We start from the raw sequence: 15,039 nt of genomic DNA on the forward strand, positions 1-15,039 counted from the left end.
CGTGAGAGCCTGGGACCATGATGGGCGGCCGAGCCGAGCACCCCGAGCTCTGGGAGTTCCTCGAAGCACGGCACCCCGGCGAGGTCCTGTCCGGCACCGTCGCGGCGATCGAACCGTTCGGTGTGTTCGTGGCGTTGGACGACGGCCCCGATCACCCGGTCTTCCCCGGCGTCGGGTTCGTCTCCTACCCCGAGCTGTCGTGGCGCCGGTTCGCGGCCGCCACCGAAGTCGTGCGGGTCGGCCAGTGTGTCTCGGGGGAACTTCTCGTGTTCGACACCACGAATCTGGAAGCCAGGCTGTCCTTGCGGGCATTGCAGCCGGATCCGTTCCAGGCGTTCGCCGAGCACACCGCGGTGGGGCAGGAGCTGCGCGGCCGGGTCACCCTGCTGACGTCGATCGGTGCCTTCGTCGAGGTCGCCGACGGAGTCGAAGGGCTGGTCCGGGAGCCCGCCGGGGAAAGGCGGGCCGGTGCCGGAACAACGGTCGTCGTGACCGGGATCGACCGGGAGCGGCGCCGGCTCACCCTCGCCTGGCGCTGCCGGCCCGGTCCCGGGTGACGTTCAGACGTTGCGGATGTTCGTCTCCAGCTCATGGGGCTCCCGGTCCCAGTCTTCGACGCCGAAGGCGAGGATGCGTTCCGGGTGGATCCGGATCACCGCGTCGTCGAAGTGGTTGTCCGGCAGGTTCACGCCCACCAGGGCCTCCGCGCGGCCGCGGATCTCCAGGCACCGCACCCGCCACGGGTTCGTCGACGGGAGGTCGTCGACGACGAACGCCACGCGGTCGTGCGTCGCGATGTTGCGGAACTTCTTGCTGGTGCGCAGGTTGTGCCCGGTGACGTCGATGGTCTTTTCGTCCGGGTTGTAGCGGAAGCCGACCGGGTTGGCCTGGAGGGTTCCGTCCGGCTGCTGGGTCGCCAGCCGCCCCAGCGGCTGGGCGGCGAGGTAGGCGAGTTCTGCTTCGGTGAACATGCTTCCAGCCTCGAACTTCAAGCTCCCTTGAAGTCAAGGACCAGCGAAGCGAACCTCGCGCCGATCCGGCGGTGGGCCGCCGGGGACGGGTGGAGGTCGTCCGGCAGCGGGAGCTCCGCGAAGTCCTCCGGGCCGTACAGCGAAAGGCCGTCGAGGTAGCTCAAGTGAGGGTCCTCGATCTGCCGCTGCGCCACGATCCGGGCCAGCTCGGCCCGGATGACCTCCAGCGTCAGCTTGCCCGCCGCCCGCTCGGCCGGGTCGCCGGTCGCGCGGAACCGGACTTCACCGGCGGCCAGTGCCGCGTGGTCGAAGTCGCCCGGCCCGGGTGTCCGCTCGTGGATCGGGCAGTACAGCGGCGAGACGACCACGAGCGGGGTGTCCGGGTGGCCGTCGCGGATCGTGTCGAGGAAGCCGTGCACGGCGGGCCCGAACGCGCGCAGGCGCATCAGGTCCGCGTTGACCACGTTGATCCCCAGCTTGACGCTGATCAGGTCGGCGGGCGTGTCGCGCAGCGCCCGCGCGGTGAACGGGTCGAGCAGCGCGTTGCCGCTGAAGCCGAGGTTGACCAGCTCGACACCGGCCGCGGTGGCGGCGAGCGCGGGCCACGTCGTCGCGGGGCTCGCCGCGTTGGACCCGTGGCTGATCGAGCTGCCGTGGTGCAGCCACACCCGGCCCGCGGGCACGGGCTCGACCGGCGCGTCGGTGCGCAGGGCGATCAGTTCGGTGAGCTCGTTGTGCGGCAGCCAGAGTTCGACGTCCTTGGGCTGCCCGCCCAGCCCCGCGAACCGGACGACACCGGGAGAACCCGTGGTGAGCGAGGACGCCCCGGTCGCCATGTCGACGTTCAGGGTGCTGCCGCCGGCCACGCTCGCCTGGGCGGTGAGCTCGCCGTCGACGAGCAGGTCGTACACGCCGTCCGGCCGCGGCGGGGTGCCGGCGTACACCTGCTTGGTCGGCAGCGTCTCCAGCTCGACGACGTCGGCCCGGGTCCGGAACCGCAGCCGGACGCCCGCGGGCTGCGCCTCGGCCATGGCGAGCCGGGGGTCGCTGTTCTGCGCCCGCGCGCGAGCCGGGAGCCGGTGCGGCACCAGGCCGCGCCCGGTGCGTTCGAGTTCGAGTGCGCCGCGGACGAGGTCCGCGGTCAGGGGGATGTCGATCAAGACCGTGGCCAATCGCGCAGGAGGGAATCGAGGACGTCGAGGATGCGGACCCAGCTCTCGGGCGCGGGCGGCGAGCTGTGGTCGAACCCGCCCTGGGTTTCCAGGCTGACGAACCCGAGGAAGACGCTGCCCAGCAGCCGCACCGCGTGCGTCTCGTCCGGGCCGGTCAGGTCGTAGCCGCGGAGGATCGCGCGCATCATCTCGGCGTGCCGGGGCCCGGCGCTCGCGGCGGCGGTCTCCGCGTCGAGCCGCAGCTGCGCGGCGGCGTACCGGCCGGGGTGTTCGCGGGCGTAGTCGCGGTAGACGTCGGCGAAGGCGACGAGCGCGTCTCGTCCGGCCCGGCCCGCGAGCGCGGCGGCGGCCCGGTCGGCGAGCTCGTCCAGCGCCAGCAACGCGATCTTCGTCCGCAGCTCGTGCGCGTTCTTGACGTGCGAATACAGGCTGGCGACCTGGACGCCGAACCGCCGGGCCAGCTCCGACGGTGTCACCGCGTCGAAGCCCGCCTCGTCGGCCAGCTCCGCGCCGGCGCGCACCACGCGTTCCGTGGTCAATCCTGCCCGAACCATCAGCCCTCTCCCGGTTGCCTAAAGCCATGGTAGATCAACCTAAAGGCTTTAGGCAACCGGGTTCAGGAGAACAGCGCGTCCGCCCAGCTCGACTCGCGGGTCACCCCCGGCGGCACCGCGAAGTGCGCGGAGCCGGTGTGCTGGACGTACTCCATCATCGCGTCCTTCGACGACAACGCCTGCTGCATCGGCACGTACTGCTTCCGGGTGTCGCGGTTGAACGCCAGGAAGAACAACCCGGCTTCGAGGTGCCCGACGCCGTCGGAACCGTCGACGAAGTTGTAGCCGCGCCGCAGGATCCGGACCCCGTTGAGCGCCTGGTGCGAGGCGAGCCGGACGTGCGCGTCCTCCGGGATCACCTTCTCGCCGCCCGCGCCGCCGACGTCGAGGTCCAGCTCGTCGAACTCCGCGGTCTGCCCCAGCGGGGCGCCGGTGCCCTTCGTGCGGCCGATGATCTTCTCCTGGCCGTCGAGGGTCTCGCGGTCCCACGTCTCGATGTGCATCCGGATCCGGCGCGCCACCAGGTACGAGCCGCCGGCCATCCACGCCTGGCCGTCGGCCGCGGAGGCCCACACCTGGTCGCCCAGCACGTCGGGTTCCTCGGACTTGATGTTGTTCGTGCCGTCCTTGAAGCCGAACAGGTTCCGCGGGGTCTGCTGCGCCCGTGACGTCGACGAGCTGCGGCCGAAGCCGAGCTGCGACCAGCGGACCTCGGTGACGCCGAAGCCGAGCCGCACCAGGTTGCGGACCGCGTGCACCGCCACCTGCGGGTCGTCCGCGCAGGCCTGGATGCACAGGTCGCCGCCGCTGCGGGCCGGGTCGAGCTTGTCCTTCGGGAACAGCGGCAGGTCGATCAGCTGCGGCGGCCGCTTGGCCGCCAGGCCGAACCGGCCGTCGAACAGCGACGGCCCGAACCCGATGGTCAGCGTCAGGTTCGACGGCGGCAGGTCGAGCGCCTCGCCGGTGTCGCCGGGCGGGGCGTACGCGCCGTTGCCGACCGCGCCGTTCGCGACGACCTCCTGGCCCGCCGTCATCCGGCGGGCCGCGTCGGTCCACGTCTTGAGCAGGGCCCGCAGCTTCTCGCGGTCGGTGGCTGTGACATCCAAAGCCGCGAAGTGCAGGTTGGCCTGCGCCGGCGTGACGATCCCGGCCTGGTGCTCGCCGTGGAAGTCGACGGTGTTCGTCGACGCCTCGGCGTTGCCGCTGGTCGCCTTGTCGATCCCGATGCCGGCGGCGGCCCCCGCCCCGGCGAGCGCGACACCCGCGCCCGCCAGGCCGAACAGCTTCCGCCGCGAGACGCGCGTGCCCTCTGTCTGCGTGCCCTCTGCCGACGTCACTTGGAGACGACCTCCGCAACCTTGCTCAGCGGTTCGCTCAGCGCGTCGACGGCCGAGGCGAACTCCTTGACCTGGTCCTGGGAAAGGTCGGTGTACAGCTTGAAGCCGTCACCGGCGCGCTGCTTGTCGAGCAGCGCCTGGACGTTCGCGAACTCCTTGTCCAGAGTGGACACCAGTGCCGGGTCCTTGGCCTGCAGGACCGGCCGCAGCGAGGTGATCGCGCCCTTCGAACCGTCCACATTGGCCTGGAAGTCCCAGAGGTCGGTGTGCGAGAAGGCCTCTTCCTCGCCGGTGATCTTGCCGGTCGCGACCTCGTCGAGCAGGCCCTTCGCGCCGTTCGCGAGGTCCAAGGCGGACAGCTCGAGGGTCTTCGTCTTGGCGACCAGGTCCTTGACGTCGGTCACCAGCTTGTCGGCGATCTGGCCGCTGTCGGGCTGCAGACCCGCCTTGAACAGGTCCTTCTCCAGCCGGTGGAAGCCGGTGAACTGCTGGTTCGGCTCGAGGTCGGCCTCGCGGACGTCGATGGCCGGGTCGAGGTCGCCGAACTTCTCGGCCACCGGCTCGATCCGCTCATAGTAGACGCGGGTGCGCGCGTACGCGGCCTTCGCCTCGTCGACCTTGCCCGCCTTCACCAGGTCGGCGAACTTCGCCGTCTCGTCCTGCAGCGCGGAGGTGTTGTTCGCGATGTAGTCGGCGTAGCTCTTGGTGGCCTGGGCCTTCTGCGCGTTCGTGTCGTTCTGCTTCGCGACGCCGCCGGTGACGGTGAAGTCGCCGCGGATGCCGTTGCCGGCCATGCCGGGCTTGCACGCGGTCTGGTACTTGCCGGCGTCGGCGACCTCGACGATCAGCCGCCGGTTCAGCCCGGGCGCGATGTTCTCGACCTCGCCCATGATCCGGTCGCCCTCGGCGTAGAGGTAGAACTCGGTGACCTTGGTGCCCTTGTTGGTGATCTCGAAGGTCACGTTGCCCGCGCCGGCCGTGGTCGCGGAGACCTCGCACGCGGTGTCGGACGCCGAGACCTTGATCGGGCCACCGCCGGCCGCGGCACTGCCGGTGTCGCTCTTGCTGTCGCACGCGGCCAGCGTCACCAGGACGGCGGCGCCGGCCAGTACGGCCAGCGCGGGGGTCTTGCGCACGGTCACTCCTTCGAGGCGGCCGCGGCGGCGGGTGCCGGCGCGGTCTTCTTGCTGGGCTTGAGGAAGAGGGGCAGCACGATCGCGACGTAGGCGATCCAGGCGACGGCCTGCAGCACGGTCGTCTGCTGCGAGTAGTTGAAGATGCCCTTCAGCAGCGCGCCGTACCAGGACGTCTCGGGCAGCGCGTCCGACGCGTCGAAGGCCAGGGTGCCGATGCCCGGGAGGAAGGCGGCCTCCTGCAGGTCGTGGAGGCCGTAGCCGAGCACGCCCGCGGCGACGAACACCAGCAGGACGCCGGTGATCGTGAAGAACTTGCCCAGGTTGAACCGGACAGCCCCCTTGTAGAGCAACCAGGCGAGCACGACCGCGGCCGCGATGCCGACAGCGAAACCGATCAGCGGCCGCACGGTGTTCGATTGCGCGGTCTGGACGGCGGAGTAGAAGAACACCGCGGTTTCCAGCCCCTCGCGCCCGACGGCGAGGAACGACAGCAGCAGCACGGCCGCGGGGCCGACGTCCAGCGCGTCGTCCATCTTCCCGCGCAGTTCGGCGGCGATGCTCTTCGACGCCTTGCGCATCCAGAAGATCATCGCGGTGACGAACACGACGGCGACGATCGACAGGCTGCCGCCGAGCAGCTCCTGGTGCTCGAAGGACAGCTGCGCGGTCGTGTAGGTGAGGACCGCGCCGACGGCGATCGACAGCAGCACCGCGGCGCCGACGCCCGGCCACACCCAGCGCAGCGCGTGGCGCCGCTCGGTCTTGACGAGGAAGGCCACCAGGATGCTGACGACCAGCGCGGCTTCCAGGCCTTCGCGCAGCCCGATCAGCGCGCTCGAGAACAACACCGGTCCGCCTCCCTGAGTTTCTGCTTCCGAGATGGTTTTAGGTAAGGCTCACCTGTAAGTCCAGTGCGCGTCGGCCGGCTCGAAACGATGCAACCGGACAAATAGGGCATCTGCCCGAAGTTAGGTTAGGGTAACCGCAGGTCAGGGCCCTGCGCGTCGACTCGATAACGAATTCTGTGATTTCGCTGGCAGCGGCCTCGGGTTTACCTTTAGTTTGCCTGGTCAGGCGATCGAGGGACCGCCTTCGGGGGTTCCGGGTGGCGGAGCCCCCGGCCCGGGGCGAAGCCCCGGAGCAACACAGTCCCTCTTGAGTGGCTCCGTAACCTGTTCGGGTGGCCGATACCGCTCAGCCGACCGTCACGCCTCCGTCGCCGCCTCCGGGTGGCCCGCCCAGGCGGTACCTCGGCCGGATCGCCCTCGCGCTGGGACTGGTGGTCACCGGGGTGGTCCTCCTCGTGACCATCGGTGTCCGGAACCCCGACGCGCCCGCCGCGTCGCCGCCGGTCCAGCCGGCGCTCGCCATCCCCGAACAGCGTCCGCAGCCCGGCGCCGAAGCACCGCGGGCCGGGCTTGCCGCGCCGGTCGACCGGCCGCAGGTGTCCGACCGGGCCGAACTCGACGCGTGGGCGACCCGCGTCGCGGGCAAGACGCACGTCCCGGTGCGCGTGCTGGCGGCCTACGGGCGGGCGGAGATGTGGATGCAGCGCCAGAAGGCGACGTGCCACCTGTCCTGGGCGACGCTCGCGGGCATCGGCCGGGTCGAGAACGAGCGCGGGGAGTTCGACCTCGCGGCGATCGGCGCGGACGGCCGGGTGGCGAAGCCGGTGGTCGGCCCGCCGCTGGACGGCTCGCCGGGCGTCCCGGCGGTGCACGACAGCGACGGCGGCAAGCTCGACGGCGACAAGTCGTGGGACCACGCGATCGGCCCGATGCAGTTCCTGCCGTCGACGTGGAAGAAGTACCAGGAGCGCGCGAACGGCGACGGCGGTACCCCGGACCCGCAGAACATCGACGACGCGGCCTTCACGGCGGCCCGGTTCCTGTGCTCGGGCGGCGACGACCTCGGCACGCCGGCCGGCTGGTGGCGGGCGATCCTGTTCTACAACCAGGCCTTGGCGTACGGCCAGGACGTCTTCAGCGCGGCGGACGCCTACGCGGAGGCGAGCGTCGCGCCCTGATGCGTCAGAGTTCGCGGTCGGCGAGCAGCGGCGTGACGGCCATCAGCACGAGCAGCAGCAGCCCGGCGTAAGCACCCAGCGTGGCGAAGATCGACATCGTGGTCCCTCCCTGTTCGGTCTGGAACCAGCTTCGCCGGACGAGGGCGTGCCGGACATCGGTCGAGGGGCCTGCCCCGGTCGGCCGAACGGCCGAGGTGCCCCGGGCCGTTCGGCCCTGGTCGCCTCAGGGTTCGCGCAGCGCGATGCGGGCCTTGACCTCGTTGATCGCCTCGAGGTACTCCGGCACCGGGTTCATCGCCGAGGCCATCCGCATCTGCGCCAGCGCCTCGACGAACCGGCCGAGGCGCTGCAGCGTGCGGCCCAGGACGAACCGCGCGTAGTGGTCGGTCGGGTCCAGTTCGAGCACCCGGGTCAACGCCTCTTCGGCGCGCCGCAACTGAGCGGAGTGGAAGTAGGCGCGCCCGGCCAGCAGGTGCACCGACGGTTTGTCCGTTTCGGATGCGAGGAGGGGCTGCAACGCCTTCAGCGCGTCGAGCGGGCGACGGCGGCCGACCAGGTCTTCGGCCTGGCGGAAGGCATGGAACCACGACTCCTCGGGAGGCTGCGAAGCAGCTGCGGCGTCCGTCATGGTCATTCCCACGTTACCCCGGGAGAAGGGGGTTGCACACGCCTGGAAACGGGGGACGTGATGGACTGTGCCGCCATGAGCAGCGGGTACCGGGGCCTGGCGCCCTACCTCTACTACTCCGACGCCACGGCGGCGCTCGCCTGGCTGACCAGGACCTTCGGCTTCACCGAGGAGGTCCGGTTCTGCGACGCGGCGGGCGAGGTCTTCCAGGCGACGCTGCGCGCGGGCGACGCGCGGATCCAGCTCGCCGGCGTCGGGCCGGACTACTGGCAGGCCAAGGGCGTCGACGGCCCGGTCGGCCAGCTCAACATCGTCTACGTCGACGACGTGGACGAGCACTACGAGCGGATCTCCGCCGCGCTCGGGGACGAGTGCGAGCTCGATCCGCCGCAGGACCAGCCGTACGGCGCCCGGGTGTACACCGTCGCCGATCTCGGGGGCAACAGCTGGACGTTCTGGCAGCAGACGTCGGAGACCGTCGAGCTGCCGCCGGGCTGGCAGGCGATCCGCGCGGAGGGCTGAGGCCCGGCCGCTACCGGCCGTGCCTCCAACGGGTGAACTGCCGCGACGGCTAGGCTGGGCGCGAAACCGCAGGCACGACGCACCGAGGAGCATGGCGTGGCTCTCATCGAGCAGGTAGGCGCGCGCGAGATTCTGGACTCGCGCGGCAACCCGACGGTCGAGGTGGAGGTGGCTCTCGACGACGGCACCCTGGCGCGGGCCGCGGTCCCGTCGGGTGCGTCGACCGGTGAGCACGAAGCGGTCGAGCTGCGGGACGGCGACACCGGCCGGTACAACGGCAAGGGCGTCGAGCGCGCGGTCGCCGCGGTGCTCGACGAGATCGGCCCGGAGATGGTCGGCATCGAGGCCGTCGACCAGCGGATCGTCGACCAGAAGCTGGTCGACCTCGACGGCACCCCGGCGAAGTCCCGCCTCGGCGCGAACGCCATCCTCGGCGTCTCGCTGGCCGTCGCGAAGGCCGCCGCCGAGTCGGCCGAGCTGGAGCTGTTCCGCTACCTGGGCGGCCCGAACGCGCACGTGCTGCCCGTGCCGATGCTGAACATCCTCAACGGCGGTTCGCACGCGGACAGCAACGTCGACGTCCAGGAGTTCATGATCGCGCCGATCGGCGCGGAGACCTTCCGCGAGGCCCTGCGCTGGGGCGCCGAGGTCTACCACTCGCTGAAGTCGGTGCTGAAGGGCCGCGGCCTGTCGACCGGTCTCGGCGACGAAGGCGGCTTCGCGCCGAACCTGGCGAACAACCGCGAGGCGCTCGACCTGATCCTGCAGGCCATCGAGAAGGCCGGCTACACCCCGGGCCGCGACGTCGCGCTCGCCCTCGACGTCGCCGCGACCGAGTTCTTCGCCGACGGCGCGTACACCTTCGAGGGCACCAAGCGCAGCGCCGAGCAGATGTCCGCCTACTACGGCGAGCTGCTGGCGAACTACCCGCTGGTCTCCATCGAGGACCCGCTGAGCGAGGACGACTGGGACGGCTGGGTCACCATGACCGCCGAGGTCGGCGAGAAGGTCCAGATCGTCGGCGACGACCTGTTCGTCACCAACCCGGACCGCCTGGAGGAGGGCATCACCCGCCGCGCCGCCAACGCGCTGCTGGTGAAGGTCAACCAGATCGGCACCCTGTCCGAGACGCTCGACGCGATCTCGCTGGCCACGTCGTTCGGCTACAAGTCGATGATGAGCCACCGCTCCGGCGAGACCGAGGACACCTTCATCGCGGACCTGGCGGTCGCCACCGGCGTCGGCCAGATCAAGACCGGTGCCCCGGCCCGCGGCGAGCGGATCGCCAAGTACAACCAGCTGCTGCGCATCGAGGAGACCCTCGGTGACGCCGCCCGGTACGCCGGCGAGCTGGCCTTCCCGCGGTTCAGCGCCGAGGCCTGACGCCGATGGCGGACCGGGGGAGGACACGCGGCCGCCGTGGCGGTGGCGGCGGGGCATCGCGGGCCAACCGGCCCGCACCGGCCCGCCGCCCCGAAGCGGCGCGCCGCCGCACCGGCGACCCGGAGACCACCAGGGCCCGGCTGCGCCGGGGCTTGGCGGCGAAGCGGGCGTCGGGTGCGGCGAAGGTGCTCGGCATGTCCACCACCCGCCGCGCGGCGGTGGTGGCGATCGTGGTGTGCGCGCTGGCGTTCACCATCGCCGTGCCCCTGCGCACGTACCTCTCCCAGCGGACCGAGGTCCGCGAACAGCAGGCGCAGCAGGCCCAGCTGCAGCAGGAGGTCGCTCAGCTCCAAGGCCGCAAGGCCGAGCTGAGCGACCCCGCGCAGATCGAGGCCGAAGCCCGCCGGCGGCTGCGGTACGTCAAGCCGGGCGAGACGCCGTACATCGTCCAGCTGCCGGAGGACAAGGCGCCCGACGCGGCCCCGCCGGCCGGACAGCAGCAGGTCGCGGGCAGCTCCTGGTACGAGAACCTGTGGAACCAGGTCTCGGGCGGCTGAGGGGCACGCTCTAACCTGATGCGCGTGAACAGCACGCAGCAGCACCGGTTCGAGCCCGTCACCGACGCCGACCGCGAGATCATCGCGGAGCAGCTCGGGCGGCCGCCGCGGGCGTTGCGCGCCATCGCCGCGCGGTGCCCGAGCGGGCACCCCTCCGTGGTGCAGACCAGCCCGCGGCTGGAGAACGGGACGCCGTTCCCGACGCTCTACTACCTCACCTGCCCGAAGCTGAACTCGATGATCGGCACCATCGAGGCGTCCGGGATCATGAAGGAGATGACGGAGCGGCTGACCACCGATCCCGAGCTCGCCGCGCAGTACCAGCGCACCCACGAGGTCTACCTCGCCGAACGGGACGCCATCGAGCCGCTCGGCCACCAGGTCACCGCCGGTGGCATGCCCGGCCGCGTCAAGTGCCTGCACGTGCACGTCGCCCACGCCCTCGCCGTCGGCCCGGGCGTGAATCCGTTCGGTGACGAGACGCTGGCCCTGCTTAAGGCCAACGGGTGGCCCACGGGGGACTGCGCCGCGTAACACTCGCGCGTTGTGAACAGATAACTGGTCTGGGTGAGCGAAAACCTCGATCGCGACTCTCGATGGGCTGAAACCTCGCCGTGCATGCGGCAGGCTGTGTCCCGAAGACGGCGATCGATCCGGCCAGGAGGGCTCTGAGCATGCGTGTGCGGCGGCTGCCAGACGCAGTCGGGAGCTACGCGCGAAGATTCGGGATCCGCCACCGCACCGCGTACCCGCTGATCACCGGCATCCTGGCCGTGGTCCCCGCGCTGGTCGCCGGTGGTGGCACCCTCGGCTGGCTCGGTGGGCACACCCGCGACGCCGCGCTCGCCCAGGGCTACGACCCCGGGCACGCCGCACTCCAGCAGATCGCCGTCGACGGCACCCTCCCCGGTGCGCCCACCCCGATGCCCCTGCCGGCCTACGAGCTCCCCGACGGCCCGCTCGGCATCCCGGCCACCGCGCTCAAGGCGTACCAGAACGCCGCCGACATCCTCGGCCGCGAGCTGCCCGCGTGTCACATCGACTGGGCGCTGATCGCCAGCATCGGCCGGATCGAGTCCAACCACGCGCGCGGCGGCTACGTGGACGGTTTCGGGACCACCCGCGAGCCGATCCTCGGCCCGCAGCTCAACGGCCAGGGCGGGTTCGCCGCGATCCCGGACACCGACCAGGGCCTGCTCGACACCGACCCGGTGTGGGACCGCGCGGTCGGCCCGACCCAGTTCATCCCGGGGACGTGGAAGGGCTACGCCTCCGACGGCAACGGCGACGGCAAGTCCGACCCGAACAACCTCTTCGACGCGGCCCTGGCCACCGGCCGCTACCTGTGCTCCGGCGGGTTCGACGTGGCCAAACCGGACCAGCTGCGCGGGGCGATCTACCGCTACAACAACTCCGACACGTACGTGAACACGGTGATCCTGTGGGCGGACGCCTACCGCAACGGGATCATGCAGGTGCCGGACAGCACGGTGCCGGTCGGCGCCCCGAACGCGGCGGCCCTGCCCGCACCGCCGTCGATCCCGCCCCCGCCGGTCCCGGCGACGACGGTTTCCACGCCGCCGCCGACCACGCCGGCCACTTCGCCGCCGCCGACCACGTCGTCGCCCACGTGCGTGCCGCCGACGACTACGACGGCCGTCCCGACGACGATCACGAGCTTCACGACCGTGCCGGCACCGACCGGTACCACCATCGAGACCACCACCACGCCGACGAAGACCACGCCGCCCGAACCGACGTGCGGGCAGATCGTCACGTCGGTGCCCACGTCGGTCGTCCTGATCACGACCACGCCGCCGACGCCTGCGCCCTGACGCATCCGCGCCGGTTAGGGTGATCGCATGCCTCGTGTTGCCGCGATCGACTGTGGGACCAACTCCATCCGCCTGCTCGTCGCCGAGCTGACGCCGCGCCACGACGGCACGGTCGACCTGCGCGACCTGCACCGCGAGATGCGGATCGTCCGGCTCGGCCAGGGCGTCGACGCCACCGGCGAGCTGGCCCCCGAGGCCCTCGAGCGCACCCGGGCCGCGCTCGCCGACTACACGATCGCCGCGCGGCGCAAGGGCGTGGAGAAGGTCCGCATGGTCGCCACGTCCGCGACCCGCGACGCGAAGAACCGCGACGAGTTCTTCCGCATGACCCGCGAAACCCTCGGCGTCGAGGCCGAGGTGATCAGCGGCGACGAAGAGGCGCGGCTCAGCTTCACCGGCGCGGTGGGCGAGCAGGACCCGGACGACGGCCCGTTCGTGGTGACCGACGTCGGCGGCGGCTCGACCGAGCTGGTCCTCGGCACCTGGGACGGCAAGCGGGCCGACGTCCTCGCGGCGAAGTCCGTCGACATCGGCTGCGTCCGCATCACCGAGCGCGCGCTGAAGAGCGACCCGCCGACGGCGAGCGAGATCGCGACCGCCCGCGACCTGGCGGGCAAGGTGCTGACGGACGCGTTCGACGTGGTCGACGTCGCCCGCGCCCGGACGTGGATGGGCGTGGCGGGCACGGTGACGACGCTGTCGGCCATCGCGCTGGGGCTGCCGGAGTACGACAGCGACCGGGTGCACCTGTCCACCTTGAGCGCGGCGGACATCGACCGGCTCGCGTCCCGCCTGCTCAGCGAGGACCACGCCACCCGCGCGGCCAACCCGGTGATCCACCCGGGCCGGGTCGACGTGATCGGCGGCGGCGCGGTGGTGGTCCAGACCCTGGCCGAGCAGCTGGCGGCCCGGGGCGGCCCGACGGAGCTCGTCGTCAGCGAGCACGACATCCTCGACGGCATCGCCCTCTCCCTCGCCTGACCGACCGTTCGGCCGCCCGGAAGGGCTTGTGCCGCAACGGAACCCAGGGTGAGCGCGTGATGACCTGCTGTCCGCGCTGGGCCGTCCGGAGTATCCGAATTCCTCCGTTGGTTGTGCTCCAACCAGGTGGTCCTGACGACCGTCACACATTTGCAACACCGCAGTCCTGTGATCAGCTTCGCCGCCCCCGATAGCGTGCGTCCCATCTTTCGGGCAGACGGAGATGGAGGGGATCATGCGGCGTTCGCGCAGGCTCTGGGGACCCACGGTGGTGATGACCTCGCTGGCGCTCGTGCTGGCCGCGTGCGGCGGCGGCTCGGGCAGCAACTCCACGGGGGCCGGCGAGACGAACCCGGACGGCACGGTCAGCGTCTACGGCACCGAACCGCAGAACGCGCTGGTCCCGACCAACATCAACGACCTGGGCGGCACCAAGGCGATCCAGGTCATGTTCGCCACCCTGGTCGGGTTCAAGGGCGCGGACGCCAAGCCGTTCAACCTGATGGCGGACTCGATCACGACGACCGACTCCAAGGTCTACGACATCAAGATCAAGCAGGGCTGGAAGTTCCACGACGGCACCGAGGTGAAGGCGCACAACTTCATCGACGCCTGGAACTACGGCGCCTACGGGCCGAACGGCCAGCTCAACACCGACTTCTTCTCGAACATCGAGGGGTACAAGGACGTCCACCCCGAGGACGAGAACGCCAAGCCGGCCACGGACAAGATGTCCGGCCTGGTCCAGAAGGGCGACTACGAGTTCCAGGTGACGCTGGACGCGCCGTTCTCGGTGTTCGACATCAAGGTCGGCTACCAGGCGTTCGCGCCGCTGCCCGACGCGTTCTTCAAGGACCCCAAGGGCTTCGAACAGCACCCCATCGGCAACGGCCCGATGAAGTTCGTCTCGCGGACGCCGAACCAGGACATCAAGCTCACCCGCAACGACGACTACAAGGGTGACGACAAGGTCCACTTCAAGGACCTCGACATCAAGATCTACGCCAGCCAGGAGACCGCCTACCAGGACCTGCTGAGCGGGCGGCTCGACTTCATGGAGGCGCTGCCGCCGTCGGCGGTCGCGGGTGGCAAGTACAAGAACGACCTCGGCGACCGGCTGGTCACCGGCCACCTGCTCGGGATCAGCACCATCGCCGTGCCGTACTACGTGCCCGGCTACAACAACCTCGAACTGCGCAAGGCCATCTCGATGGCGATCGACCGCGCGCAGATCACCAAGACCGTCATGAACGACACCTACGTGCCCGCGGACGGCTACATCTCGCAGGGCATCCCGGGTGCGCGTCCCGGTGTCTGCCAGTTCTGCAAGTTCGACCCGGCGGCGGCCAAGGAGGCCTTCCAGAAGTCCGGCTTCCAGGGCAAGCTGACCATCGCGTCCAACGCGGACGGTGGCCGCAAGGAACCGCTGGTCGCGGCCTGCAACAGCATCAAGAACACCCTCGGCGTCGAGTGCGACTTCGTGCCCGCGACCGACTTCGGCCAGTGGCGCAGCATCGTCACCAAGAAGAAGCTGACCGGCATGGGCCGCTCCGACTGGTCCGCGGACTACCCGTCCATCGAGGACTTCCTCAACCCGATCTACAAGACCGGCGGGTCCTCGAACGACTCCAGCTACTCGAACCCGCAGGTGGACGCGCTCCTCGCGCAGGCGGACGCCACCGCCGACAAGGACGCGGCGGTCAAGCTGTACCAGCAGGCCGAGGACCTGATCGCCAAGGACCTGCCGTCGATCCCGGTGTGGGACGAGAAGGGCGTCGCGGCGAAGTCGAAGAACCTCAAGTCGGCGGCCCTGGACTTCCGGCGCATGCCGGACTACCCGTCCATCGAGGTCCTCAAGAAGTAGTGGCGCGCTGACCTGCCGCAACCACCACCACGCCGTCGTGAGTGGACTTGATTGTTAGTTTAGTTCTCGGTTG

At 70.6% G+C, this 15,039-nt stretch carries 16 protein-coding genes; 9 read left to right on the forward strand and 7 right to left on the reverse strand.

The window, feature by feature from the left end; translation table 11 throughout:
- The first annotated feature begins 17 nt into the window (after window positions 1-17).
- Window positions 18-557 (forward strand): S1 RNA-binding domain-containing protein, encoded by a 540-nt coding sequence (locus ACFVYA_RS34900; RefSeq protein WP_387051109.1) that lies wholly within the window; start codon window positions 18-20, stop codon window positions 555-557.
- A 3-nt stretch (window positions 558-560) separates the two neighbouring features.
- Here the strand turns inward: ACFVYA_RS34900 and ACFVYA_RS34905 are convergent, their stop codons facing one another.
- The 6 genes from ACFVYA_RS34905 to efeU form a co-directional block, all read right to left on the reverse strand.
- Window positions 561-971, reverse strand: coding sequence for a PPOX class F420-dependent oxidoreductase (locus ACFVYA_RS34905; protein WP_285986283.1), 411 nt, complete (start codon window positions 969-971; stop codon window positions 561-563).
- A gap of 17 nt (window positions 972-988) precedes the next feature.
- Entirely contained in the window at window positions 989-2,131 is a 1,143-nt protein-coding gene (locus tag ACFVYA_RS34910) for a GDSL-type esterase/lipase family protein (protein ID WP_387051127.1), read from the reverse strand.
- A complete protein-coding gene (locus ACFVYA_RS34915) occupies window positions 2,128-2,697 on the reverse strand; it encodes a TetR/AcrR family transcriptional regulator (protein WP_285986282.1) in 570 nt (189 codons plus the stop codon). Before ACFVYA_RS34915 ends, ACFVYA_RS34910 begins: the two co-directional genes overlap by 4 nt.
- 62 nt (window positions 2,698-2,759) lie before the next feature.
- Window positions 2,760-4,034, reverse strand: a complete 1,275-nt coding sequence (gene efeB, locus ACFVYA_RS34920) for an iron uptake transporter deferrochelatase/peroxidase subunit (protein WP_387051112.1) — start codon at window positions 4,032-4,034, stop codon at window positions 2,760-2,762.
- A complete protein-coding gene (gene efeO, locus ACFVYA_RS34925) occupies window positions 4,031-5,176 on the reverse strand; it encodes an iron uptake system protein EfeO (RefSeq protein ID WP_387051113.1) in 1,146 nt (381 codons plus the stop codon). Before efeO ends, efeB begins: the two co-directional genes overlap by 4 nt.
- Window positions 5,173-6,018 carry an iron uptake transporter permease EfeU gene (gene efeU, locus ACFVYA_RS34930; RefSeq protein ID WP_387051115.1) on the reverse strand — a complete coding sequence of 282 codons (846 nt, stop codon included), beginning with the start codon at window positions 6,016-6,018 and terminating at the stop codon, window positions 5,173-5,175. The genes efeO and efeU overlap by 4 nt, the downstream gene beginning before the upstream one ends.
- A gap of 431 nt (window positions 6,019-6,449) precedes the next feature.
- On the opposite strand from efeU, the gene ACFVYA_RS34935 reads away from it, so the two are divergent.
- The gene (locus tag ACFVYA_RS34935; RefSeq protein WP_387051129.1) at window positions 6,450-7,196 is read left to right on the forward strand and encodes a murein transglycosylase; all 747 of its coding nucleotides are present in this window, start codon (window positions 6,450-6,452) and stop codon (window positions 7,194-7,196) included.
- Window positions 7,197-7,419: 223 nt separating this feature from the next.
- Here ACFVYA_RS34935 and ACFVYA_RS34940 read toward each other — a convergent pair whose 3' ends face one another.
- Entirely contained in the window at window positions 7,420-7,824 is a 405-nt protein-coding gene (locus ACFVYA_RS34940; protein WP_387051117.1) for a tetratricopeptide repeat protein, read from the reverse strand.
- Between the two features lie 75 nt (window positions 7,825-7,899).
- On the opposite strand from ACFVYA_RS34940, the gene ACFVYA_RS34945 reads away from it, so the two are divergent.
- The 7 genes from ACFVYA_RS34945 to ACFVYA_RS34975 all read left to right on the forward strand — a co-directional run bounded on the left by ACFVYA_RS34945 (window position 7,900) and on the right by ACFVYA_RS34975 (window position 14,966).
- Entirely contained in the window at window positions 7,900-8,346 is a 447-nt protein-coding gene (locus ACFVYA_RS34945; RefSeq protein WP_285986277.1) for a glyoxalase/bleomycin resistance/extradiol dioxygenase family protein, read from the forward strand.
- Between the two features lie 96 nt (window positions 8,347-8,442).
- Window positions 8,443-9,729, forward strand: coding sequence for a phosphopyruvate hydratase (gene eno / locus ACFVYA_RS34950; protein ID WP_285986276.1), 1,287 nt, complete (start codon window positions 8,443-8,445; stop codon window positions 9,727-9,729).
- 194 nt (window positions 9,730-9,923) lie between these two features.
- Window positions 9,924-10,286 carry a septum formation initiator family protein gene (locus ACFVYA_RS34955; protein ID WP_086845214.1) on the forward strand — a complete coding sequence of 121 codons (363 nt, stop codon included), beginning with the start codon at window positions 9,924-9,926 and terminating at the stop codon, window positions 10,284-10,286.
- An 18-nt stretch (window positions 10,287-10,304) separates the two neighbouring features.
- Window positions 10,305-10,820: a DUF501 domain-containing protein gene (locus ACFVYA_RS34960; RefSeq protein WP_285986275.1), complete on the forward strand. Its 516-nt coding sequence runs from the start codon at window positions 10,305-10,307 to the stop codon at window positions 10,818-10,820.
- Between the two features lie 140 nt (window positions 10,821-10,960).
- The gene (locus tag ACFVYA_RS34965) at window positions 10,961-12,121 is read left to right on the forward strand and encodes a lytic transglycosylase domain-containing protein (RefSeq protein WP_387051120.1); all 1,161 of its coding nucleotides are present in this window, start codon (window positions 10,961-10,963) and stop codon (window positions 12,119-12,121) included.
- Window positions 12,122-12,148: 27 nt separating this feature from the next.
- Window positions 12,149-13,102, forward strand: a complete 954-nt coding sequence (locus ACFVYA_RS34970) for a Ppx/GppA phosphatase family protein (protein ID WP_285986273.1) — start codon at window positions 12,149-12,151, stop codon at window positions 13,100-13,102.
- Window positions 13,103-13,337: 235 nt separating this feature from the next.
- Window positions 13,338-14,966 carry an ABC transporter substrate-binding protein gene (locus ACFVYA_RS34975; RefSeq protein ID WP_285986272.1) on the forward strand — a complete coding sequence of 543 codons (1,629 nt, stop codon included), beginning with the start codon at window positions 13,338-13,340 and terminating at the stop codon, window positions 14,964-14,966.
- Window positions 14,967-15,039 lie beyond the last annotated feature (73 nt).

This window comes from Amycolatopsis sp. NPDC058278 (assembly GCF_042881395.1).
Classification (GTDB): Bacteria; Actinomycetota; Actinomycetes; order Mycobacteriales; family Pseudonocardiaceae; genus Amycolatopsis.

Bases quoted from the DNA above. Each gene is read 5' to 3' on its own strand.
- ACFVYA_RS34970 (WP_285986273.1), top strand. From the start codon at position 12,149: ATGCCTCGTGTTGCCGCGATCGACTGTGGGACCAACTCCATCCGCCTG.
- ACFVYA_RS34955 (WP_086845214.1), top strand. From the start codon at position 9,924: ATGTCCACCACCCGCCGCGCGGCGGTGGTGGCGATCGTGGTGTGCGCG.
- ACFVYA_RS34945 (WP_285986277.1), top strand. From the start codon at position 7,900: ATGAGCAGCGGGTACCGGGGCCTGGCGCCCTACCTCTACTACTCCGAC.
- ACFVYA_RS34975 (WP_285986272.1), top strand. From the start codon at position 13,338: ATGCGGCGTTCGCGCAGGCTCTGGGGACCCACGGTGGTGATGACCTCG.
- ACFVYA_RS34960 (WP_285986275.1), top strand. From the start codon at position 10,305: ATGCGCGTGAACAGCACGCAGCAGCACCGGTTCGAGCCCGTCACCGAC.
- ACFVYA_RS34900 (WP_387051109.1), top strand. From the start codon at position 18: ATGATGGGCGGCCGAGCCGAGCACCCCGAGCTCTGGGAGTTCCTCGAA.
- ACFVYA_RS34905 (WP_285986283.1), bottom strand. From the start codon at position 971: ATGTTCACCGAAGCAGAACTCGCCTACCTCGCCGCCCAGCCGCTGGGG.
- ACFVYA_RS34915 (WP_285986282.1), bottom strand. From the start codon at position 2,697: ATGGTTCGGGCAGGATTGACCACGGAACGCGTGGTGCGCGCCGGCGCG.
- ACFVYA_RS34965 (WP_387051120.1), top strand. From the start codon at position 10,961: ATGCGTGTGCGGCGGCTGCCAGACGCAGTCGGGAGCTACGCGCGAAGA.
- ACFVYA_RS34940 (WP_387051117.1), bottom strand. From the start codon at position 7,824: ATGACGGACGCCGCAGCTGCTTCGCAGCCTCCCGAGGAGTCGTGGTTC.